The organism is Tsuneonella sp. HG094 (genome assembly GCF_053819285.1).
Map to the genome: position 1 here is coordinate 1,753,073 of NZ_JBSORA010000001.1, position 22,447 is coordinate 1,775,519.

At 67.2% G+C, this 22,447-nt stretch carries 22 protein-coding genes and 1 tRNA gene; 17 read left to right on the top strand and 6 right to left on the bottom strand.

Going from position 1 to position 22,447, the window contains the following annotated elements; all coding sequences use genetic code 11:
• Positions 1-121: 121 nt before the first annotated feature.
• A complete protein-coding gene (locus ACWPMX_RS08900; RefSeq protein WP_455699676.1) occupies positions 122-1,261 on the bottom strand; it encodes a DNA methyltransferase in 1,140 nt (379 codons plus the stop codon).
• A 285-nt stretch (positions 1,262-1,546) separates the two neighbouring features.
• Between ACWPMX_RS08900 and ACWPMX_RS08905 the strand changes: the two genes are divergently transcribed.
• The gene (locus tag ACWPMX_RS08905) at positions 1,547-2,245 is read left to right on the top strand and encodes a sulfotransferase family protein (protein ID WP_455699677.1); all 699 of its coding nucleotides are present in this window, start codon (positions 1,547-1,549) and stop codon (positions 2,243-2,245) included.
• A 98-nt stretch (positions 2,246-2,343) separates the two neighbouring features.
• Positions 2,344-3,258 (top strand): hypothetical protein, encoded by a 915-nt coding sequence (locus ACWPMX_RS08910; protein ID WP_455699678.1) that lies wholly within the window; start codon positions 2,344-2,346, stop codon positions 3,256-3,258.
• Positions 3,259-3,270: 12 nt separating this feature from the next.
• Here the strand turns inward: ACWPMX_RS08910 and ACWPMX_RS08915 are convergent, their stop codons facing one another.
• A complete protein-coding gene (locus ACWPMX_RS08915; RefSeq protein ID WP_455700756.1) occupies positions 3,271-3,900 on the bottom strand; it encodes a ribonuclease HII in 630 nt (209 codons plus the stop codon).
• Between ACWPMX_RS08915 and ACWPMX_RS08920 the strand changes: the two genes are divergently transcribed.
• The 5 genes from ACWPMX_RS08920 to ACWPMX_RS08940 are packed head-to-tail and all read left to right on the top strand — an operon-like array spanning position 3,899 to position 7,991.
• Positions 3,899-5,092, top strand: coding sequence for a PQQ-dependent sugar dehydrogenase (locus tag ACWPMX_RS08920; protein WP_455699679.1), 1,194 nt, complete (start codon positions 3,899-3,901; stop codon positions 5,090-5,092). The two genes, ACWPMX_RS08915 and ACWPMX_RS08920, sit on opposite strands and share 2 nt — an antisense overlap.
• Positions 5,093-5,137: 45 nt before the next feature.
• Positions 5,138-5,656 carry a GNAT family N-acetyltransferase gene (locus ACWPMX_RS08925; RefSeq protein ID WP_455699680.1) on the top strand — a complete coding sequence of 173 codons (519 nt, stop codon included), beginning with the start codon at positions 5,138-5,140 and terminating at the stop codon, positions 5,654-5,656.
• Between the two features lie 25 nt (positions 5,657-5,681).
• Positions 5,682-6,218 carry a DUF1285 domain-containing protein gene (locus ACWPMX_RS08930; protein ID WP_455699681.1) on the top strand — a complete coding sequence of 179 codons (537 nt, stop codon included), beginning with the start codon at positions 5,682-5,684 and terminating at the stop codon, positions 6,216-6,218.
• Positions 6,215-6,817: a CoA pyrophosphatase gene (locus ACWPMX_RS08935; RefSeq protein ID WP_455699682.1), complete on the top strand. Its 603-nt coding sequence runs from the start codon at positions 6,215-6,217 to the stop codon at positions 6,815-6,817. The genes ACWPMX_RS08930 and ACWPMX_RS08935 overlap by 4 nt, the downstream gene beginning before the upstream one ends.
• Positions 6,807-7,991: a CCA tRNA nucleotidyltransferase gene (locus ACWPMX_RS08940; protein ID WP_455699683.1), complete on the top strand. Its 1,185-nt coding sequence runs from the start codon at positions 6,807-6,809 to the stop codon at positions 7,989-7,991. The genes ACWPMX_RS08935 and ACWPMX_RS08940 overlap by 11 nt, the downstream gene beginning before the upstream one ends.
• Positions 7,992-8,146: 155 nt before the next feature.
• On the opposite strand, the gene parC is transcribed toward ACWPMX_RS08940, so the two are convergent.
• Entirely contained in the window at positions 8,147-10,453 is a 2,307-nt protein-coding gene (parC, locus tag ACWPMX_RS08945; protein WP_455699684.1) for a DNA topoisomerase IV subunit A, read from the bottom strand.
• A gap of 89 nt (positions 10,454-10,542) precedes the next feature.
• Between parC and ACWPMX_RS08950 the strand changes: the two genes are divergently transcribed.
• The 4 genes from ACWPMX_RS08950 to ACWPMX_RS08965 all read left to right on the top strand — a co-directional run bounded on the left by ACWPMX_RS08950 (position 10,543) and on the right by ACWPMX_RS08965 (position 14,723).
• Positions 10,543-11,088, top strand: a complete 546-nt coding sequence (locus ACWPMX_RS08950; RefSeq protein ID WP_455699685.1) for a type 1 glutamine amidotransferase domain-containing protein — start codon at positions 10,543-10,545, stop codon at positions 11,086-11,088.
• Positions 11,089-11,174: 86 nt separating this feature from the next.
• A complete protein-coding gene (locus ACWPMX_RS08955; protein ID WP_455700757.1) occupies positions 11,175-12,287 on the top strand; it encodes an NAD(P)/FAD-dependent oxidoreductase in 1,113 nt (370 codons plus the stop codon).
• 82 nt (positions 12,288-12,369) lie between these two features.
• Entirely contained in the window at positions 12,370-13,929 is a 1,560-nt protein-coding gene (locus ACWPMX_RS08960) for a wax ester/triacylglycerol synthase family O-acyltransferase (protein WP_455699686.1), read from the top strand.
• A complete protein-coding gene (locus tag ACWPMX_RS08965; RefSeq protein WP_455699687.1) occupies positions 13,926-14,723 on the top strand; it encodes an esterase/lipase family protein in 798 nt (265 codons plus the stop codon). Before ACWPMX_RS08960 ends, ACWPMX_RS08965 begins: the two co-directional genes overlap by 4 nt.
• On the opposite strand, the gene ACWPMX_RS08970 is transcribed toward ACWPMX_RS08965, so the two are convergent.
• Complete coding sequence (locus ACWPMX_RS08970) at positions 14,720-17,740, bottom strand: TonB-dependent receptor plug domain-containing protein (RefSeq protein WP_455699688.1); 3,021 nt, start codon at positions 17,738-17,740, stop codon at positions 14,720-14,722. The two genes, ACWPMX_RS08965 and ACWPMX_RS08970, sit on opposite strands and share 4 nt — an antisense overlap.
• Before the next feature lie 207 nt (positions 17,741-17,947).
• Between ACWPMX_RS08970 and infA the strand changes: the two genes are divergently transcribed.
• From infA to ACWPMX_RS08995, 5 genes are all read left to right on the top strand, one after another.
• The gene (gene infA / locus ACWPMX_RS08975) at positions 17,948-18,193 is read left to right on the top strand and encodes a translation initiation factor IF-1 (RefSeq protein WP_067681512.1); all 246 of its coding nucleotides are present in this window, start codon (positions 17,948-17,950) and stop codon (positions 18,191-18,193) included.
• 16 nt (positions 18,194-18,209) lie between these two features.
• Positions 18,210-18,779, top strand: a complete 570-nt coding sequence (locus ACWPMX_RS08980) for a Maf family protein (RefSeq protein WP_455699689.1) — start codon at positions 18,210-18,212, stop codon at positions 18,777-18,779.
• Positions 18,772-19,737 carry a ribonuclease gene (locus tag ACWPMX_RS08985; protein WP_455699690.1) on the top strand — a complete coding sequence of 322 codons (966 nt, stop codon included), beginning with the start codon at positions 18,772-18,774 and terminating at the stop codon, positions 19,735-19,737. The genes ACWPMX_RS08980 and ACWPMX_RS08985 overlap by 8 nt, the downstream gene beginning before the upstream one ends.
• The gene (gene yacG / locus ACWPMX_RS08990; RefSeq protein ID WP_455699691.1) at positions 19,734-19,910 is read left to right on the top strand and encodes a DNA gyrase inhibitor YacG; all 177 of its coding nucleotides are present in this window, start codon (positions 19,734-19,736) and stop codon (positions 19,908-19,910) included. The genes ACWPMX_RS08985 and yacG overlap by 4 nt, the downstream gene beginning before the upstream one ends.
• Before the next feature lie 83 nt (positions 19,911-19,993).
• Positions 19,994-20,069: transfer RNA gene (locus ACWPMX_RS08995), tRNA-Phe, on the top strand.
• A 30-nt stretch (positions 20,070-20,099) separates the two neighbouring features.
• On the opposite strand, the gene ACWPMX_RS09000 is transcribed toward ACWPMX_RS08995, so the two are convergent.
• The gene (locus ACWPMX_RS09000) at positions 20,100-20,225 is read right to left on the bottom strand and encodes a hypothetical protein (protein ID WP_455699692.1); all 126 of its coding nucleotides are present in this window, start codon (positions 20,223-20,225) and stop codon (positions 20,100-20,102) included.
• On the bottom strand, positions 20,222-21,412 hold the full coding sequence (locus ACWPMX_RS09005) for an MFS transporter (protein WP_455699693.1): 1,191 nt from the start codon (positions 21,410-21,412) through the stop codon (positions 20,222-20,224). Before ACWPMX_RS09005 ends, ACWPMX_RS09000 begins: the two co-directional genes overlap by 4 nt.
• Before the next feature lie 175 nt (positions 21,413-21,587).
• Here ACWPMX_RS09005 and purC point away from each other — a divergent pair, with 175 nt between their 5' ends.
• Complete coding sequence (gene purC, locus ACWPMX_RS09010) at positions 21,588-22,391, top strand: phosphoribosylaminoimidazolesuccinocarboxamide synthase (protein WP_455699694.1); 804 nt, start codon at positions 21,588-21,590, stop codon at positions 22,389-22,391.
• Positions 22,392-22,447: the final 56 nt, after the last annotated feature.

Here is a 22,447-nt window from a genome sequence, read left to right on the forward strand (position 1 = left end):
AACTGCCGGTCGACCCGCGCGGCACCGGGCGTGTCATGATCGCACCGTGCGGACATGATCGAGGACACGAATGGCATGTGCCGGTCTTGCACGGGACGCCGCTTGTAGGACAGCGAAAATTCTAGTCCTCGACGCCGAGCAGGTAGAGCTGGCGCGCGGCGTCGATCGGCTTCACCTGTCCGCCCGCCTCGTAATGCCAGAATGCCCAGCCGTTGCAGCTCGGCGCGCCCTGCACCTCCTTGCCGAGACCGTGGATCGATCCGCTCTGCGAGCCGCACGACAGCGACCCGTCGGCGCGCACGGTGGCGATCCAGCGGCGCTTCCTGTCGAACACTTCGGTGCCCGGCGGCAGCAGTGCCGCCTCGACCACCGCACCGAACGCGACTTTCGGCGCGTTGCGGGGCGACTGCATCGTCGCAAGCGCGCTTTCGTCGAGCGGCAATTCCTTTTCGATGCGCCGTGTCGCGACCTGGCGATACGCGCTCTCGCGCTCGCAGCCGATCCATTCGCGGCCCAGCCGCGTGGCCACTGCCCCGGTGGTGCCGGTGCCGAAGAACGGGTCGAGCACGACGTCGCCCTTCTCGGTCGTCGCCAGCAGCACGCGGTAGAGCAGCGCCTCGGGCTTCTGCGTCGGGTGCGCCTTGTGTCCGCTGTCGTCCTTGAGCCGCTCCCCGCCCGAGCAGATCGGGAAGGTCCAGTCGCTGCGCATCTGCAGTTCGTCGTTGAGCGTCTTCATCGCGCGATAATTGAACTGGTAGCGGCTCTTCTCGCCCATGCTCGCCCAGATCAGCGTTTCGTGCGCGTTGGTGAAGCGGGTGCCCTTGAAGTTGGGCATGGGGTTGGTCTTGCGCCAGACGACGTCGTTGAGAATCCAGAACCCCAGGTCCTGCAGGATCGCGCCGACGCGGAAGATGTTGTGGTAGCTGCCGATCACCCACAGCGCGCCGTCGGGCTTGAGCACGCGGCGCGCCTCGGTCAGCCAGGCGCGGGTGAAATCGTCGTATGCCTTGAAGCTGGCGAACTGGTCCCAGTGGTCGGTCACCGCGTCGACATGGCTGCCGTCTGGCCGGTTGAGGTCGCCGCCGAGTTGCAGGTTGTACGGCGGATCGGCGAACACGAGGTCGACCGAAGCATCGGGCAGCCGGCGCATCGCCTCCACGCAGTCGCCTGCGAGAATCCGTCCGAGCGGTAGCTCCGCACGCACGGTTTCCGCGTTCGGGGCGCGGCGCGCGCGCACCTTCGTGGTCTCCAAGACCCCCATTCCCTCATTACCCCCGATTCAACTTATCCACAGGGTGAGTCCTCGCGGACTCGAGGTCAAGCGCGGAGTTTGCGGGGCTGCGATCTGACGCCCCGGATGTGAGACGGAACAGAAGGTGTCCGCCACAAGATGTTGAGTCCGCGCGGAATCCGGTGGCTCGATATCGTGGGGTGTGGCGCGGAAGACTCTATCGACGCGATTTTCCGCGCGGCGGGATGCGCCTTGCCGGGCGGGCCGCTTGCGCGCACATCGCAGTCGTTCCCATCGGCGAACGGAGGCGCGCGGATGACAATCGAGGTGATCGCCGCCGGCCTCGGTCGGAATGCCACCCTGTCGATGAAATTCGCGCTCGAAGCGCTCGGTTTCGGGCCGTGCCACCATATGACGGAAGTGTTCGCCGGCTTGCGTCGGCAAGTACCGCTCTGGCTCGACGCAGCGGACGGCTTGCCCGATTGGGATGCGATCTTCGCCGGTTTTCGCAGTACGAGCGATTACCCCTCGGCGAGCTTCTGGCGAGAGATCGCCGCCCATTACCCGGACGCGAAAGTGGTGCTTACCACCCGGTCGCCGGATGCGTGGTACGAATCGGTATCGGGCACGATCTTCGCGCCCTCCGCCAGGGAGAGCTGGAATGCAGGACTTGTCGGTCCGCTGATGGAAGCGACGATCTTCGATCGGCTCCCGACCGAACCCGACGACCGTCCCGCGATCACCGACTGGTATGCCGCGCGCAATGCCGAGGTGGTCGCGAGCCTCTCGCCCGACCGCTTGCTCGTGTTCGACCCGGCGGACGGGTGGGAACCCCTCTGCGCCTTCCTGGGACGACCGCGCCCCCCACTACCGTTCCCGCGGACGAATCAACGGACCGAGCTTGGCACGCCGACGGCACGGGGCGGTCCCATCGGCGGCCCCGAAACCCAGGAGCGCATGGCGCGCCTGTATGTCGAAAGCATGCGCAGCCGCGCCTTTTCGCGGTCCGATTGACCCCGCATCGGCAAACCATCGGTCAAAGATCGCCCCTCCATCATGGCTTCGGCTGCCGCATCGATCGATGAATGTGCTCTCGAAGGAGGGTACTTACCATGCACGATATTTCGCGGCGCAACACTCTCGCGGCACTCGGAGTCGTCATCCTCGGCGGCTGCGGCGGCGGCAGTTCGTCGGGCTCACCGCCCACGGCGGTCACCCCGCCCCCGCCGCCACCTCCTCCTCCGCCGCCACCACCCCCGCCCCCACCTCCTCCCCCGCCACCGGTGGGGACTTTCGGCACGCTGGGCGCTACGGTTGCGACAACGTTCGTCGCGGTCGGATTCACCGTTCGCTCGACCGGGACCGGGTGGGATTTCTCCGCCGACCCGGCGACATGGGATCCGAAGGCCGATGTCGCACTGGGTTTCACCCCGCCCGATGCCTTCGCCTTGCAAGTGAAAGGGCTGGGCCAGGCCAACTTCACCCTGGCCCAGGCGCGAACAGTTGGAACCCGACCGAACGGAGACGTGAACAGCATCGTGGTCTCCGTCTTCAACGGCGACCTCTACCTGTCGCTGCCATACGTGGCGGATCAGCCAGCACGCTTTGCCATGGCCGGAAGCCTTGCCAGCCCTGTCGACAAGGGGGCGTTTCCCTACCTCGTCTCGGAATTCTTCTACGGCATCCCTACACCGTCCGCTTCGGTGCCGACGAGTGGCAGCGTGTCGTACACCTTGGGGACCAACGACGCGCTCAAGATCGACTTCGCAACCGGAGCGGTAAGCGGGCACATCGATGTCACACGAAGTTCGCCCGGTCCCACGCAGATGATCCTGCACGATGTCGTCTTGTCGCAGGACCGCACGCGATTTGCCGGCAAGCTCGCCGCTGCCGACGGTTCGGTTGCGGGAGAAATCGACGGATTGCTGCTCGGTCCCGCAGCCGACGAAGTGATCCTGCGGCCCATCGTACCCTCGACAGGCCATTACGCTCCCGTATCGTTCAGGATCGGGCGTCGGCTGGCCTGAGCGGACGCGGTCTCAAGCCGCGAAGAGGTCTGCCTGCGCCACCGGAGCGAAGCTGCGGCGGTGGAGCGGGCACGGGCCGTGCGCGCGGAGGGCGGCAAGGTGGTCGGGCGTCCCGTAGCCCTTGTTGCGCTCCCATCCGTAGTGGGGATGCGCGCGGGCGTGGTCGGCCATCAGCCGGTCGCGCCATTCCTTGGCGACAATCGAGGCCGCGCCGATCGCTGGTTCCTTGCCGTCGCCGCCGACGATCGGACGCGCTGCCCAGCGCCATTCCGGCCGGCGTCCGTGCGGGGTGAGATTGCCGTCGACCAGCACCAGTTCCGGATCGCGGCCGAGCATTTCGGCCAGCCGGGCAACTGCCAGCGTCATCGCCAGCATCGTCGCGCCGAAGATGTTGAGCCGGTCGATGTCATCGACCTCGACCACGCCGACAGCCCAGGCGCAGCGGCGGCGGACCGCCAAGTCGAGCCGCGCACGGGTGGCGGCGCAGAGCTTCTTGGAATCGTCGAGGCCCGCCGGACGCGGCTTGCACAAGGCGACGGCAGCGGCGACAACCGGGCCGGCCAAAGGCCCGCGACCCGCCTCGTCGACCCCGACGACGAGTGGGGCGGAGCCAAAACCGAGATGGGGTGTTCCTGACAACATGACCAAGCGACTGTGTTCCCTCGCCGCCATATCCTTCACCGCGTTCGCCGCCGCAAGCTGCGGCGCGCAATCGACCGGGGAAACTCCCGCCGATGCGCGCTCGACGCCCGCACCTGCAAGCGAGGTGGTCGTGATGAGCGGACGCGATTTCACCTCGAAGGAATACGGGGCATTCGAAGAGCCCTGGGCAGCAGCCTTCGCGCCCGGAACCGAGACGATCTTCATTACAGAGCGTGCGGGCACGATGAAGTTCGTCGACGTGCAGAGCGGCAAGGTCGGCACGGTGACCGGGCTGCCCAAAGTCGACTACGGCGGCCAGGGCGGGCTCGGCGACGTCGCCTTTCTTCCGTCCGAGAGCAGCAGGACGCTCGGTCGCCGCACGATCTATCTCACCTGGGCCGAAGCGGGCGACAACGACACCCGCGGCGCCGCACTCGGCCGCGGCACCCTAGTGTGCGAAGAAGCCGACGCGTGCCGGATCGACAATCTCGCCGTCGTCTGGCGTCAGCCCAAGGTCACCGGGCGCGGGCACTACTCCCACCGCATCGCCGTCTCGCCCGATGGCAAATACCTGTTCGTGTCCAGCGGCGACCGCCAGAAGATGCAGCCGGCACAGGATACTGCCAACAACCTCGGATCGATCGTCCGGCTCAATCTCGATGGCACGCCCGCAGCCGGTAATCCGTTGAGCGGACAGTCGGGCAAGGCGCAGGATGTGTGGTCGTGGGGACACCGCAACGTGCTCGGCCTGCAGTTCGACGCGCAGGGACGGTTGTGGGATCTCGAGCACGGGCCCGCTGGCGGCGACGAGATCAATCTCGTCAAGAAAGGCGCGAACTACGGATGGCCGGTGGTCTCCGAGGGCGATCACTACGATGGCAAGGTCATTCCGCCCCACGCCGACCGGCCCGAGTTCGCGGCACCGGCGATAAGCTGGAACCCAGTCATCGCGCCCGGCGATTTCGTCATCTATTCCGGCAAGCTGAAGCCGGAATGGAAGGGTCAGGCGCTGGTCGGCGGGATGAAGCCGAACGTCATCGTGCGCGTGGGCTTCGAGGGCGAGAAGGGACGCGAGCTGGCGCGGATTGGAATGGAGCGCCGCGTTCGCGATATCCTCGAAGGCCCCGATGGACGGATATGGATCCTCGAGGACAAGTCCGGCGGAAGGCTGATCGCACTCCGTCCGGGCTGATTCTGCCTCGACAGGCGTTCGCCCCCGCCGTAGGGCGCGCGCCCCATGCCCAGCATCGTGCCCCTTGCCGCGGTCGAACCGCGCCTCGTCGAAGACCTGCTCGACGCCGCGTTCGAACCCGAGCGCCGGCAGCGCACGTCGTATCGCATCCGCGAGGGGACCGACTGGCTTCCCGCGCTCAGTTTCGCCGCGCTCGACGAGGATGACTGGCTGGTCGGCACGATCCAGGTCTGGCCAGTCGCGCTCGAGGCGACGGACGGACGCGACCATCCGCTGCTGATGGTCGGACCCGTCGCTGTGTTGCCCGGCCACCAGGGCGAGGGCTATGGCAAGGCGCTGATGGCGGCGTCGCTCGGCGCGATCGATCCGGCGGCGGCCCTGCCGCAAATCCTCATCGGCGACGCGCCCTATTACGGGCGCTTCGGGTTCGTCGAAGCGCCGCGCGGCTGGCAGTGCCCGGGCCCGTGGTCCCCCGACCGCCTGCTCGTGCGGGGTGCCAGCACCGCCGTCCTGCCGCCTGCGGGGATGCTGGGGCCGTGGAGCGCAGCGCGCTTGGCGAACTGACGCGCTTCTGGCATCGCCCCCGACGATGCCCTACGAGCCGCCGCCCGAGATTGCCGGAATGTCGCTGGCGGAGCTTGCCGATGCGGTGGCCGCGCGCACCCTACCGCCGGTCGAACGGTGGACGCCCGGCGAGACGGGCGACAGCCACATGGCGATCCGCGCCGACGGCAGCTGGACCCACGAAGGCAGCCCGATCGCGCGTCCGGCCATGGTGCGCGCCTTTGCCTCGCTGCTGCTGCGCGACGAGGAGGGCCATTGGCTCGTCACCCCGGTGCAAAAGCTCTCGATCGCGGTCGAGGACGCCGCCTTCGTGGCCGTCGACGTGACTGCGAAGGACGGAGCGCTGGCGTTCCGGCTCAACACCGACGAGATCGTGATCGCCGGTCCCGAGCATCCGCTCACCGCACGCGGGGATGCGGACACGCCTGCGCTCTACCTCGCGGTGCGGCGCGGGTGCGAGGCGCGGCTCAACCGGTCGACCTACGAACAGCTCGCCCACCTCGCCGACGCCGACTGGCGGGTGGCGAGCGAAGGCGCGACCTTTTCGCTGGTGCCCACATGAGCGCGCTGTTCGACCGCCTCGCCAGCGTGTTCGAGGCGGGGCACGCGCAGGAAATCGAACTCCTGACAGACGCCATGGCGCCGCCCGACGAACTACGCCCCGCGGCGGTCCTGATCGCGGTGACCGAGCGCGCGTCGCCCGGCGTCATCCTCACCCACCGGCCCGAAACCATGCGCTCGCACGCGGGCCAGGCCGCTTTTCCCGGCGGCAAGATCGATCCCGGCGAGGATGCGATCGAGGCAGCGCTGCGCGAGGCGCACGAGGAGCTCGGCATCCACCCGCGCGACGTGCGGGTCATCGGCGCGAGCGATCCGTTTCGCACCCGGACGGGTTACGACGTGACGCCCGTGCTCGCAGTCGTCCCGCCCGACCTGCCGATCCGGCCCAACCCCCTGGAAGTCGCCGACTGGTTCGAGCCGCCGCTCGCCTACCTGCTCGACCCAGCCAACCGCACGCCGCGCACCGTCGAGTGGGAGGGCGCCCAGCGAACCTATTTCGAGATCGTCTGGCAAGGGCACCGGATCTGGGGAATCACGGCGGCGATCATCGGCAACCTGTCGCGCCGGATGGCGCTGGCGGAGCTGTTCGATGCCGGATAGCCCAGCCACCGTTCTGCCCGCCGCCGACTGGACCCGCCGCCCCGAGCTTGCCCGCCTCGTTGCGGCGCTCGGCCCCGGCAACGCGCGCTGGGTCGGCGGGGCGGTGCGCGACACGCTCCTGGGGTGCGAGGCGCACGATATCGATGCCGCAACCCCGCTCGAACCCCGCGAGGTGATCGACCGGCTCGATGCGGTCGGCATCCGCACGATCCCGACCGGCATCGACCACGGCACCGTCACCGCGATCCTCGACGGCGGCAACGTCGAGATCACGACGCTGCGCAAGGACGTGTCGACCGACGGCAGGCGCGCGACGGTCGCCTTCGCGAGCGACTGGCGCGACGATGCCGCGCGGCGCGATTTCACGATAAACGCACTCTATGCCGATCCCGATACCCTCGAGGTCCACGACTATTTCGGCGGAGTGGACGACCTTGCGCGAGGACACGTTCGCTTCATCGGCGATGCCCGCGCCCGCATTCGCGAGGATTACCTGCGGTTGCTGCGCTACTTCCGCTTCCAGACGCGCTTCGGCAGCGAACTCGATGCCGAGGCGGAAGAGGCCTGCGCCGAGCTGGCGCAAGGCCTCAAGGGCCTCAGCCGCGAACGCGTGGGCTGGGAATTGCAGAATCTGCTCGCCCTGCCCGACCCCGCGCCGACGGTGGCACGGATGCGCGCGCTCGGCGTGATGCAGGTCGTCCTGCCCGAATGCGGCAAGCACGAGGTCGACAAGCTGGCCGATCTCGTCGCAGCGGAAGCGGCAGCAGGGATCGAACCCGACGCCATGCGCCGACTTGCCGCGCTCCTGCCGGCGGTGCCGCCCGTCGCCGAAACGGTAGCGGCGCGCCTGCGTCTCTCGCGCAGCCAGCGCGACCGCCTCGCCTGCGCCGCCGCGCGCGACACGCGCGATAGCGACGATCCGCGCGCGCTCGGCTACCGGGTCGGCCTCGACTGCGCCACGGACCGGCTACTCCTGAACGGCGGCGACCCTGCGCCCCTCGCCGGGTGGGATGTGCCGCAGTTGCCGCTCAAGGGCGGGGAGATCGTCGCTCGCGGCGTGGGCGCGGGCCCGGAGGTCGCCCGAATCCTGCGCGCGATCGAACGCCGCTGGGTCGAGGAAGGCTTCCCCGACCGAACAAGAGTGGAACAACTACTCGATGAAGCGCTTCATTGACGCAACCGTCCTGCGATAGCGTCGTCTTGCCGCACAATCGTTGCCGTTGGATGACAGCCCATCTTACACCGATGTCAACCGAAGGCCGGGCTTCAGGCACGAGCTCTTCGGGTCGCTGAACGGGCCGAACGCGCGCAGACGCGTCCGGCCCGTTTCTATTGCGTGAAACGATTGCTCTTGGGGAATCCTTGCGGCGGCAGGCGGCCCGCCGCTCCGCGCGCGACCTTCCATTGCCAGATATCGCTCTCGGTGCGCGTCCGCCCGGTATCGCCGCCCATCGCCCAGCTGAGCCCGTCCTCGAGCCTGAAGGTCAGCGCATCGCTCAAGCCCCCGTCGCGGTAGCGCTGGAGGGTGACGCCCTGGCCCCGGCCGAGGATCGGCACTTCCTCCAAGTGGAACACCACCAGCTTGCGGTTGTCGCCGACCACCGCAACGTGATCGTGCGCCGCGGCAATCTCGCGGACGGCGACGACTTTCTGCCCGGGCTTGAGATTGACGACCTGGCGGCCTTTCCGCGTTTCGGCGAGGAGTTCGTCGGTCTCGGCCGCGAAGCCCTTGCCGCTCGACGCTGCTAGCAGGAGCTGGCCCTTGGGCCGATGGACCAGCGCGGCGATCACCTGCGCCTCGCTGTCGATGTCGATCATCGTGCGGACGGGTTCGCCGAAGCCGCGTGCGCCCGGCAGCTTGTCCGCGCCCAGCGTGTAGAAGCGCCCGTCGTCGGCCGCGAGCAGCAGCTTGTCGGTCGTCTGCGCGTGGAGCACGAAGGCGGGACCGTCGCCCTCCTTGTACTTCCACTCCTGGTCGAGCGGCAGGTGGCCGCTGGCCCCGCGGATCCACCCCTTCTGCGACAGGATCACGGTGACCGGTGCCTTTTCGATCATCGCATCGGGGTTGAACTCGACCGTCGGCGCGGCTTCCGCGATCGTCGTGCGACGGGCACCGAGCGCGGTGTCGGGACCATATTCCTTGCGCAAACTTTCGAGGTCGCGGCGCAGGCGGGTGCGCTGGCGGGCGGGCGACCCCAGCAGCTTCTCGAGGTCGTCCTGCTCCTTGAGCAGCGCGTCGCGCTCCTGCCGCAGCTCCATCTCCTCGAGCTTGCGCAAACTGCGCAGCCGCATGTTGAGGATCGCTTCGACCTGCCGATCGGTGAGGCCGAATTCGGCCATCATGATCGGCTTGGGCTCGTCCTCGGTGCGGATGATCTCGATCACCCGGTCGAGGTTGAGGTAGGCGACGATGTAGCCTTCGACGAGCTCCAGCCGCTTGGCGATCTGCTCCAGCCGGTGGCGGCTGCGGCGCTGGAGGATGTCGATCTGGCTCGCGGTCCAGTGGAGCAGGACTTCCTTCAGCCCCATCACCATCGGCGTCCGACCGGCCCCGGACAGGTTGGCAAGCACGTTGAGGTTGAGTCCGAAGCGCGTTTCGAGGTCGGTCAGCTTGTAGAGCGATTCCTTGAGCAGTTCGGGATCGACGTTGCGGCTCCTGGGCACGAAAACGATGCGGACGTTCTCGTCGCTCTCGTCGCGCACGTCCTCGAGGATCGGCAGTTTCTTGTCGGCGATCGCTTGCGCGACCTGCTCGATCAGCTTGCCCTTGGCCACCTGGTAGGGAATTTCGCTGACCACCAGCTGCCACTGCCCGCCGCCCAGCCGCTCGATCCCGGCATTGCGGTCGACCTCGTCCTTCGCCTCGGCGGCGTGGAAGCGCGCGCGCATCCGGAAGCTGCCGCGCCCGGTCTCGTAGGCGGCCGAGATCGCCTCGGCGCTGTCGACGACGAGACCACCGGTCGCGAAGTCGGGTCCCCTGAACAGCTCCATCAGCCGCGCGTGTTCCGCGTGCGGGTTATCGACCAGTTCGAGAGCGGCATCGATCACCTCGGCCACGTTGTGACTGGGGATGTTGGTCGCCATGCCGACCGCGATCCCGCTGGATCCGTTGGCGAGGAGATTGGGAAACAGGCCGGGGAAGATCTCGGGCTCTTCCTCCTCGCCGTTGTAGGTCGGGATGAAATCGACCGTGCCTTCGTCGAGGCCCTGCATCAGCAGCATCGCGGTGCGCGTCAGCCGCGCCTCGGTGTAACGATAGGCGGCGGCGTTATCGCCGTCGATGTTGCCGAAGTTGCCCTGCCCCTCGACCAGCGGATAGCGGAGCGCGAAATCCTGCGCGAGGCGCACCATCGCGTCGTAGACCGAGGCATCGCCGTGCGGATGGTACTTGCCGATCACGTCGCCGACCACGCGCGCCGACTTCTTGAACGCATCGTTCGGGTTGAGCTTCAATTGCCGCATCGCCCACAGCAGGCGGCGGTGGACCGGCTTCAGTCCATCGCGCAGGTCGGGCAGCGAACGCGCGGTGATCGTGGACAGCGCATAGACGAGGTATCGCTCCGACAGCGCGCTATCGAACGGGGCATCGACGATCGCGTCGAACGGGTCTTTTTCGGCTTCGATGATGTCTGCCATGCGAGCCGCCCTAGCAGCCGCACGGGGCGCCGCTCAACGGCGGAACGCGCCGCTATCCCCACGCGTATGGTGGCCGAAGGAGTCCACTCATGACCAAGCGCGTACTGATTATCGCCACCGACGGTTTCGAGCAATCGGAACTGGAAAAGCCCAAGGCCAACCTCGAGGCAGCCGGCTTCGAAACCGTCGTCGCTAGCCTCGAGGACGGCGAGATCAAAGGCTGGGACCAGAAGGACTGGGGCCGACCGGTGAAAGTCGACCTGACTGTCGATGAGGTCGAGGCAGCCGACTACGATGCGCTGCTGCTGCCCGGCGGCCAGATGAATTCCGACGTCCTGCGAATGAACGATACCGTCATCGACCTGATCGAAGACTTCAACGATGCCGACAAGCCGATCGCCGCGATCTGCCACGCACCCTGGTTGCTGGTCGAAGCCGACATCGTCGACGGTCGCACGGTGACGGGCTGGCCTTCGGTGCGTACCGATCTCGCGAACGCAGGCGGTCACGTGGTCGACCAGGAAGTGGCCATCGATGGCAACCTCATCACCAGCCGCAATCCCGACGACATTCCGGCTTTCAGCCAGGCGCTGATCGCCGCGCTCGAGGAGCAGAAGGTGCCCGAAGACGCCTGATAGCGGTTCCGCGCCGGGTCTGCCTCCGCTAGGCGCCCGGCGTGGACTACGATGCGATCATCCTTGGCGGCGGGGCCGCGGGCCTGATGTGTGCAGGACGCGCCGGCCAGCGCGGGCGCCGAGTGTTGGTGTTGGAGCGAGGCGCGGAAGTGGGGAAGAAGATCCTCATTTCTGGCGGTGGGCGATGCAATTTCACCAACATCGGCGCCGGTCCCGCGAATTACCTCTCGGCCAATCCCCACTTCGCCAAGAGCGCGCTGGCGCGCTACACCCCGCGCGATTTCCTTGAATTGATCGAAGCGTACGGCATCGCATGGCACGAGAAAACGCTGGGCCAGCTTTTCTGCGACGGGTCCGCGCGGCAGATCGTGGACATGCTGCTGGCGGAGTGCGGCAAGGGCGCTGTCGAGGTGCGCTGCGGGGTCGAGACGATCGAGGCCGATCACGCAGACGACTTTTTCCGTGTCGGAGATGACCGCGCCCCTGCGCTGGTGATAGCGACCGGCGGCCCGTCGATACCAAAGATGGGCGCCACCGGCTTCGCCTACGACCTCGCGCGCAAGTTCGGACTCAAGATCGTCGAGCCGCGACCCGCACTTGTTCCGCTGACACTCGGCGGCGAGGACGTGCTCTTTCGCGAGCTTTCGGGGGTCTCGGCCGAAGTGATCGCAAGCGCCGGGAAAGCCGCGTTTCGCGAATCTGCGCTGTTTACACATCGCGGGCTGTCGGGCCCGGCGATCCTTCAGGCCTCGTCTTACTGGCGGCCGAGCGAGGAGGTCGCGGTGAACTTTCTCCCAGATCGCGCGGCGGGCTGGTTGCTCGAGGCGAAGCGCACCGCGCCGCGGGCGACCATGCGCAGCGTCTTGCGCGAACTCCTGCCCGAGCGGCTGGCGCTGACACTCGCCGACCGGCTCGGGCTCGACCGTGAACTCGGCAACCAGTCCGACGCTGCCCTGCGCGAAGCGGAAGGCCGACTTGCGCGCTGGACCTTCCGCCCCAACGGCAGCGAGGGGTTCGCCAAGGCCGAGGTCACGGTCGGCGGCATTTCCACAGCCGAACTCTCGTCGAAGACGATGGAGGCAAAGGCGGTCCCCGGCCTCTACGCGATCGGAGAGGCAGTCGACGTGACCGGCTGGCTCGGAGGCTATAACTTCCAGTGGGCATGGGCGAGCGGAGTAGCGACCGGGGACGCGCTCTAGCAGGAAGCATTGCCAACTGCCGACCGTGTGTTAGCTTCGCATCGCAACCGGGCACAGACCCGACGAGGTGGGAGAAACGCGCTTGCGGCAATTGCAGGGCATGGACGCGAGCTTCGTCGCGCTCGAGACGAAGAATTCGCCGATGCACATCGGCTCGATCCTGATCTACAATCCCGCGACCGCGCCCGGCGGCTTCGTCCGCTTCAAGGACATTCTCGCCTTTTTCGAAAGCCGCATGCAGCTGTCCAAGACGATGCGCCAGCGCATGGTCCGCGTGCCGTTCGACCTCGACTATCCGTACTGGATCGAGGACCCGGATTTCGACCTCGAATACCATGTCCGCCACGTGGCGCTGCCCGAGCCAGGCGACTGGCGGCAGCTGTGCATCCAGGCGGCGCGAATATTCGCCCGCCCGCTCGATCTCACTCGACCACCATGGGAGTTCACCGTGGTCGAGGGGATCGATAATGTGCCGGGCGTGCCCAAGGGTTGCTACGCGATGGTGACCAAGGTCCACCACGCCGCGATCGACGGGATGAGCGGCATCGACCTGATGGAGGCGATGCACACATTGCGCGCCGACGACGGTCCGCCAAAGACACCCGACACCTGGAAGCCGGAGAAAATTCCAAACCCCGCCGAGTTGCTCGGCAAGAGCTACTTCAACGCGGTCACCAACCCGCTCAAGCAACTCGAAGTCGCGGCCAAGGCGGCACCCGGGCTGGCGAAGGCGCTCAAGGGCCTCGTGGTCAAGGACTTCAAGGTCTCGGGCGAAATGCTCGCCCCGCGCACCCGCTTCAACAAGGTCATCAGCGCGCACCGCGTGGTCGAAGGTCGCAGCCTGCCGCTCGCCGACCTCAAGACGATCCGCACCGCGGTCGACGGGGCGAAGGTCAACGACGTGTTCCTCGCCATCGTGGGAGGAGCGTTGCGCAAGTACCTGCTCGCAAAGGACGACCTGCCGGAAAAGACGCTGACGGCGATGGCCCCGATCTCGGTCCGCTCGAAGACCGAGAAGGGCGACATGGGCAATCAGGTCGCCGCGATGGTCGCGCCCCTCGGCACGCCCATCGCCGATCCGATCAAGCGGTTGCAGTTCGTCCACGACCGCACGACCAATTCCAAGGCGATGACCGAGGCTGTCGGCGCGCGCAACATGACCGAGGCGAGCAAGGTTTCGCCCGCGCTGTGGATGAGCCTCGGCGCACAGCTCTACACCCGGCTGGGCCTCGCCAACCGCGGCATGGCGCCGATGTTCTCGACTGTGGTGACCAACGTTCCGGGCCCGCCGGTACCGATCTATTCGACCGGCGCCAGGCTGGAGAGCATGTTCGGGCTCCTGTGCCTGACAGACGGCATGGGCCTCGGCCACACGGTCCAGAGCTATTGCGACGAGGCGACGGTGACGTTCACCGCCTGCCGCGAGCTGATGCCGGACCCCGAATTCTACGCCCAGTGCATCCAGGACAGCTTCGAGGAACTGCGCAACGCGGCCAGCGGCGCTCCGGAAAAGACCAGCAAGCCCGCCGCGCGCAAACCGGCAGCGCAAAAGGCTTCCGGCACAAAGGCGCCGGCAAAGCGTTCCAATTCGAAACCGAAAACCGCCACGCGCGCAAAAACAAGCAAGGGAAGCACCAAGTGACCGCAACCACCGCGACCGATCCCGGATACCGCGCCCATCCACCCAGCCGCCTGCTGGCGCTGACCGAACCGTCGCGCGCGCTCGGCGAATACGCCGCGTTCATCGCGCTGCGCCCGTTGCTGTCGCTGCTGCCGAAGGGCGACGGACATGGTGTGCTGGTCCTGCCCGGTTTCATGGCGTCCGATACCTCGACCGGCCCGATGCGCCGCCTGCTCTCCCAACTCGGATACGAAGCGGTCGGCTGGAAGCTGGGCCGCAACGTCCGGGTCGACAATGTCCGGGTCGAGGCGATGGCCGGGTGCCTGGACGAGCTGTTCCAGCGGACGGGAGGCAAGGTCTCGGTCATCGGCTGGAGCCTGGGCGGAGTGTTCGCGCGCGAACTGGCGAAGCTCGCACCGGAAAAGGTGCGCCAGGTCATCACCCTCGGCAGCCCGATCAGCGACGACCGCAACCACTCGAACGCGCGCCGGCTGTTCGAAATGCTCAACGGCGCGGAACCCGAGCCGATGCGCCAGGGCAATTTCCGCAAACTTGCCGAAGCGCCGCCAGTGCCGACCACCTCGATCCTCACCAAGGCAGACGGCGTCGTCCACTGGCGCGGATCGGTCCAGCATCCGGGCACCAATCCGCATACCGAGAATATCGAGGTGTTTGCCAGTCATGTCGGCCTCGGCGTCAACCCAGCAGCGATGATTGCCATCGCCGACCGGCTCGCCCAGCCCGAGGGTTCGTGGGCGCCGTTCGAGGCGAAGGGCTGTGCGTCCTTCGCCTTTCCCCGGTCGCGCCTGAACTAGAAGACCTTTCGGAACTCCAGTTCGATGAACCGGCCGGTGGGATCCACCAGCGCCGGTTGGTAGCGCAAAGGCACCGTGCCGGTCTCGTCGGTCACGCGCTGCTGCGCATCGAACACGTTGTTGATCGCCAGGCCGAGCCGCGCGCCCTTCCAGAATCCCGCATCCTCGCCGCCGCCGGTCAGCCATTTCTGCTGGTCGAGCGCCATGAACATGCGCACGTTGAACGTAGCGAGGTCGTGGAAGCGCAGGTCGCTCGATCCCGGCAAGCCGCTGCCGTTCACGGTCGTACCGCTGGCGTAATTGCCCGACAGACGCGCGCCGATGCCCTTGTAGAACACGCCGCCTTCGAGCGTGACCTGGTGCTTCGAGACGCCGCTGCTGCCGGTGGCATCACCGTTCAGCAGGTCGAGTTCCGGTACGCCCGGCGCGATCAGCACCGAATTGCCGAGGTTGATCGTGTGATAGGCCGACAGGTTCCACCGTCCCTGCCCGTCGCCGCCCCGGCCCCCCATCATGCCCATCATGCCGCCGCCCGGACCACCCGGCCCGCGGCCACCTCCGCCGGGACCGCCGCCACCGGCAGGGCCACGCTCGCCGCCTTGCCCACGACCGGACCCTTGGGCGCCCTGAGCAGGAACCTGCACAGCACAGAGCCGCGTCTGCAGCTCCTTCAGGCGTGCCTGATCGATCGAACCGTCCGGTCCCTTGAGGCGGTCGGCGATCTGGGGCGGCAGCGTTGCGATATCGATCGGCTTCGTCGGATCGGCGCACTGAAGTGCCGTGCGCAGCGCAGCGAATTCTGCCGGATCGAACCTGCGCGGACCGCCCGGCGCACCGTCGGCCGAGCAGAAGCGGGTCTTCATCTCGGCGACCTTTGCCGGGTCGACCTGCCCATCGGGACCCTTCAGCCGCTCCAGCATCCGCTCGGGGATACCGCTGAGGTCGGGCACTTGGCCCTCGGGCGTGCCGCAGAACTTCGTCCGCATCTCTGCAAAGCGCGCCGGGTCGAACCCTCCGGTTGTTACACGGGGAGTCGATGGCGCAGGAGCTGGCGTCGGCGCCGGTGCAGCCGCAGCCGCGCCGCCGAAGCGCGCGCTTCTCGAACCGGAGCCTGCGCTTTCGGGCGATGCCTTGCCGACCTTCCCGAACAGGTTGAAGCCATAGCGGATGCGGTCGCTCTTGGTCTGCGCGAAGGTGACCGGGCGCGAATCGATCGCCAGCAGGGTGCCGTCGGCCGCGCGCGTCACTCGGCCGGGAAATGCCGCCTCGATCGCAGGCGTCAACAGCGGGAAACTCGAAGTCACATTGTCCGAGCGGTTGCGATAATATTCGACGACCACGTTCGCGCGTTCGAACAGGTCGATATCATAGTTGGCTGCCAGCTTGAGGTCGCGCTGCGTCTCGGCGAGAAGGTTGGGATTGCCGCCCGTCGTAGTCGTGATCAGCACCGTTTGCCCGGTCTGGAAATCGTAGGTCGGGACGTTGAAAGTAACGAGTTGCGGACCGCCCAGCTGCGAAAGGCCCGGCGCCGCCTCTCGCACCGTGTAACTTGCCTGAAGCCCGAGCCGCTCGGTCGGACGCCAGTTGAGCCCGGTGGACCAGTCGGTCAGCGTGCCGAAGTCGGACAGGTAATCGACCCCGCCCGACAGGTTGAGCGACAGATCGCCCAGCGCCTCGCCGAACCCTTCGCGGGTGCTGGTAATCGGCAGGTTGAGGTTGACCCCGCCATTGAGGTTCCCGCGCGTCAGCGTTGGATTGCCGGTTACGCTGCGCGTGTCGGTGCTCTCGATCCGGGTCCAGTCGTACCCTGCGTCGAAGGTCAGCCCGACCTCGCCGCCCGGCAAACTGAACGGACGGCCGACCAGCGTGGTCTTGTTGGACGCGTTCCATGTGCGGCTGTTGGCGGTGTCGATGCCCGCATCGCCGATAGTCGGCAGCGCTCCGTCGATCGGCAGGGTCCCGGCGGTCGCCGCGTTGCGCAGCGCGGTCGTGTCGCGCCGCCGGTCGATGAGCGTCTCGATGTCGGCAAGGCTGGCATCGACCGTCGAAGAAAATTGCCAATCGCCGAGTGGCATGTTGACGCCACCACCCAGCGAATATGTGTCGCTGTTCGACCGCCGGAACAGCGGATCCGCATCGATGGTGCGCACCGCCGTCGAGCCCGTTGGGCCGGTCAGCAGCACGGTGTCGAGCCCCGACAGCGAGGTCGAGTTCTCGTGGGTATAGTTCCCGTTGAGCGTGAACGTGCCGCCGCCCGCGCCTTCGCCAAAGCCGCTACTGCGGGTAACGTTGGCCTCGAAGGTCGAATTGCGGCCGACGAGCGTGCGGAATGCCGCCGGGTCGGCATCCGTCGCCACCGTCGGCGCGTTGCCGGTCGCCTGGATCACCCCGCGCTCCGCCTCGGTCAGCGGGGTGCGGCGATTGTAGCTGAGGGTGCCGTTGAACCGTTTCTTGCCGTCGATGGTGAGTAGGCCCAACTCGCCTTCTTGGCTGCTGTAGCCCCCGGCCCACGGCTGACCGTACTCGACCTCGACCTCGCGGCTGACAAAATCGTCCTTGAGGATGAAGTTGATGACGCGCTGGTCGGCGGGGTAGCCGAACTGCACGGCGACCTCTTCGGGCAGCACCTCGACCTTGCGGATCGCCTCGGGGGGCAGGCGGCCCATTTCGCGAAAGCTTGAGATTCGCTGCCCGTTCAGCAGGAACACCGGCCGCCCGCCGCGGCCGCGGCCCGAACCGATCTGCGGGGCAAGCTGGGCCACGAGATCGGAAATCGAGGTCGCGCCGTATGCGGCGACCTGCTGTTCGTCGAGCTCGACGATGGGGGGAACCGCAGTCTCGACCTGGCCGGGAATCCGGGCTGCGGTGACGACTATCTCGTTATCGCTCGCCGAACCTTCGTCCGCCGGGGCAGCGGACTCCGCCTGCGCAGTCGGAGCTGGCGCTTCCTGTGCGAGCACTGGGCCGGCAACGAGCGCCAGGACGAGCAGGGACGACTGCGGGAAACGAACCGACAACGGGAGATTCCTTCAATAAAAACAAACCGGGCCTCCCCCGCCGAGGGCATGTGTCGGGCCGGCCGACCGAACACAAGGTGAATTCGCGTAACGCTTTGTCGCGCACCCGTTTCCGGGATGGACAGGCAATCGCTTCCCTTTTGCCGCGACGCCGTCTAAGGGCACCGGCCAATTCGACCGACACATCAAAAGGAACCGACGAGCTACATGGCCAAGGAAGAACTCCTCGAAATGCGCGGGCGGGTGGTGGAGCTGCTGCCGAACGCGATGTTCCGGGTGGAGCTCGAGAATGGCCACGAGATTCTCGGCCACACCGCCGGCAAGATGCGCAAGAACCGTATTCGCGTGCTGACGGGCGACGAAGTCCTCGTCGAGCTGACGCCCTACGACCTGACCAAGGGGCGCATCACCTACCGCTTCATGCCGGGACGCGGCGGCCCGGGGCCGCAATAACGCGGCCGGGCAGACAATGCCCGATCTCGTCCTCGCATCCGCCAGTCCGCGCCGCCGCGAGTTGATCGCGCGGCTCGGCGTCGAGCCCGTGCGCGTGACCGCCGCCGATATCGACGAAACCCCGCGCAAGGCCGAACTGCCGCGCGACTATGCGATCCGCATGGCGCGCGAGAAGGCCGAGGCGTCTTTCGACCCGGCCGCCTTCGTGCTGGCCGGCGACACAGTCGTCGCCGCCGGTTGCCGGATCCTGCCCAAGGCCGAGGACGAGGCCACCGCGCGGGCTTGTCTCGAACTGCTGTCCGGCCGCCGTCACCGCGTGCTGAGCGCGATTGCGTTGCGCGCGCCCGACGGCACGATCCGCGAGCGGCTGAGCGAAACGCAGGTCCGCTTCAAGCGCCTGTCGCATGATGAGATCGCAGCTTATCTCGCCTGCGGCGAATGGCATGGCAAGGCGGGCGGTTACGCCATCCAGGGGAGTGCCGAGGGCCTGATTGCGTGGATCGGCGGCAGCCATTCGGGCGTGGTCGGCTTGCCGCTGTTCGAGACGCGGGCGCTGCTCAAGGCGGCGGGCTTCGCGCTTGGCTGAGTGGCTCGTCGAAAGCGGTATCGGCGAGGAGCGCGCGCTCCTCTATGACGGCGACCGGGTGGTCGCGGCAAAGATGCGGTGGCCGGAGTCGCTCGAAGCAGGAATGGTCGAGGACGCGGTGCTCGTTCGCCGCCCCAAGGGCTCACCGCGCGGCATCGCGCGCTTCGCCAACGGCGAGGATGCTCTCGTCGATCGCCTGCCTGCCAGCGCTGCCGAGGGTTCCGCGATCCGGTTGCAGGTCCATCGGGCGGCGGTAACGGAACCGCGCCGCCGCAAGCTCGCCCAGGCGCGGCCGAGCGATAACGAGCCTCGCCCCGCACCTTCGCTCGTCGAGGCCCTGGCAGCACCTGTCCGCTCCGTGCGGAGCTTTCCTGCCGGGGATTGGGAAGACCTCTGGCAGCATGCGTGGGATGCGTCGGTCGAATTCTCGGGCGGCACGCTATGGTTCGCGCCGACCGCCGCGATGACGCTGATCGACATCGACGGTGCGCTCGCCCTGCGCGACCTTGCTCGTGCGGCGGTACTGCCCGTCACAACCGCGATTCGCCGGTTTGACCTCGGTGGCTCGATCGGGATCGATTTTCCCGCCCTCGATGCCAAGGCCGATCGCCGGTCCATCGACGAGGCGCTGGATGCCGCACTCGACGGCTGGCCCCACGAACGCACCGCGATGAACGGCTTCGGGTTCGTGCAGATCGTGGCCCGGCGGGAAGGCCCCTCGCTGCTTCACCGGCTTGCCTTCGACCGGACGGGCGCGGCGGCGCGATTACTACTGCGCCGGGCCGAGCGGATCGAAGGTGCCGGAGCCATCCTGCTCAGCGCGCATTCGGCGGTCCTGTCGGCCCTTCACCCCGATTGGCTCGGCGAACTTGCGCGGCGAGCGGGCCGCGAAATCAGGACTGTGGCGGATCACTCGCTTGCCTTCGAAGCCTCGCTCGCCCAGATCGTGCCGCGATGACTGCCAAGGCCCGACTCTGCCCGATCTGCCGCAAACCGCGCAGCGAAACCCACGCGCCGTTCTGCTCGACCCGCTGCAAGGACCGCGACCTCGTCCAGTGGTTCTCCGATGGATACGCAGTTCCCGGCGCGCCGGCCGCCCCCGAAGAAATCGTCCGCGAAGAGTCCGATTGACCCCTTGCCAAGCGGGCTGCGCGCCGCCATAGCGCCGCCTCGCCAACCGCCGGGCAGCCGTCAGGCCCCGCGCGACAGTGCCTGCCTCGGTAGCTCAGTTGGTAGAGCATGCGACTGAAAATCGCAGTGTCGGTGGTTCGAATCCGCCCCGAGGCACCACTTTCCCCGCTCAGCGCAACTGCCCCGTCGTCAGCCGCACCAGATGATCGCGTCGGCGAGCCAGACATAGGCGCCCCACCCGTCCCAGAGCACAAGGCCGGCCGCCGCGCCCATGGCGAGGAACCCGAGCGCCGCAAGATGTCCGCGCCAGGTCATGCCGGTTGCAGCCGGGCCACCGGCGCGTCGCGGATCGGCAGGTGGACGATCGTTGCCAGCACCGCGAGCGCGATCGAAGCGGCCCACGCCGCATCGTAGGTGCCGTAGCGGTCGAACAGATAGCCCGCCGCCCATGCGCCGAAAAAGCTGCCGATCTGGTGGCTTAGAAAGACGATGCCGTAGAGCGTCGAGAGATAGCGCACGCCGAAAATCTGCCCGACGATACCGCTCGTCAGGGGCACGGTGCCGAGCCACAGGAAACCCATCGCGGCGGCAAACACGAGCGCACTCGTGTTCGTCAGCGGCAGCGCGACGAACGCAGTGAGCACGACCCCGCGACCCGCGTAGAGCGCGCTGAGCACCCATTTCTTGCGCAGACGGTCGCCCGAAGCGCCGAAGGCATAGGAGCCGAATATGTTGAACAGGCCGACCAGGGCGAGTGCCGTCGCGCCGATCTGCAGTCCAAGACCCTTGTCGTCGAGATAGGCGGGGAAGTGGGTCGCGATGAAGGCGACATGGAAGCCGCAGACGAAGAAACCCGCGTTGAGCAGCCAGTATCCGCTGTGCCGGGACGCTTCGCGCAACGCATCGCCAAGGCCTTGCGCTGCTTCCGCCACGGCCTCGCCTGATGGCTTCCCGGCAAGGCCCAGCGCGAGCGGTGCGATCAGCGCGACTAGTCCCGCTAGTGCGACCAGAGCCGAGCGGTAGCCAAGCTCCGCGACGAGCATCTGCCCACCCGGCACAACGAGGAACTGGCCGAGCGATCCGCCCGCCGTCACGATCCCGAACGCGAGACTGCGGTTGGCGGGATCGACCACGCGGCCGACCGCGCCGAGCACGGTGACGAACGTCGTCGCCGACAGCGCAAGCCCCACCGACACTCCGAGCGAGAGGTGCAGTCCCATCGCATCGCCCGCCTGCGATGCGCCGATAAGGCCGAGAACGTAGAGCACGGTCCCGGCCAGCGTGACTCGCCCCGCCCCGTGCTTGTCGGCGATCGCGCCCACGAACGGCTGCGCCAGACCGAACATCAGGTTCTGGATCGCCAAGGCCAGTCCGAAGCTGCCGCGCGAAATGTCGAGTGCGCCGCTCATCGTGGGCAGGAACAGGCCGAACGACTGACGCACCCCCATCGCCAGCGTCACTGCCGCGGCGCCGCACAGGATCACGATCCACGCTCTTCTCATGCCGGTTGCCCTAGCACGCCTTACGCGCGCGTCATGCACACAGCTTCTTGCCCGCCGACCACATTGCGTTCCACTGGGCTATTCCCTAAGGCGCGAGGCCACACGCCCCGGCTGCGCGAGTCACCGCCGACCCGCCCGCCGGGGCGCATCGTTTCGATTGAAGGACGTACCGCCCATGTCCCGCCGCCGCCAAGTTTACGAAGGCAAGGCCAAGATCCTCTACGAGGGTCCCGAGCCCGGCACGTTGATCCAATATTTCAAGGATGATGCCACCGCCTTCAACGCCCAGAAAAAGGGCACGATCAACGGCAAGGGCGTGATCAACAACCGCATCAGCGAGTATGTCTTCACGCGCCTCGCTCATATCGGCATTCCGACGCACTTCATCCGCCGCCTCAACATGCGCGAGCAGTTGGTGCGCCAGGTCGAGATCATCCCGATCGAGGTTATCGTGCGCAACGTCGCCGCCGGATCGCTCACCAAGCGCCTCGGGATCGAGGAAGGCGAGCCTCTTCCGCACACGTTGATCGAGTATTGCTACAAGGACGACGCGCTCGGCGACCCGTTCGTGAGCGAGGAAGAAATCGCCTGCTTCAACTGGGCGAGCCATGAGGAGATGCAGGACATCTCGTCGATGGCGATCCGCATCAACGATTTCATGTGCGGGATGTTCGCTGCGATCGGCATTCGCCTGATCGACTTCAAGCTGGAATTCGGCCGCATCTGGGATGGCGATTTCAGCCGCACGATCCTGGCCGACGAGATCAGCCCCGACGGCTGCCGCCTGTGGGACATGGCGACCGGCGAAAAGCTCGACAAGGACCGCTTCCGCCGCGACCTCGGCGGAGAGGAGGAGGCCTATCAGGAAGTGGCCCGCCGCCTCGGCCTGCTGCAGGACGACGGGCAGTCGCCCGGCGAAGTCCTCGACATGAGCGCCCACCGCGGCCGCCTGCGCAGTTCGACGAAGCCGAAGAAGTAACCGCAAAGTATTTTCGTGTCGGCGAGATAGTCTTCGCTCGCGCGTACTTGCAAATC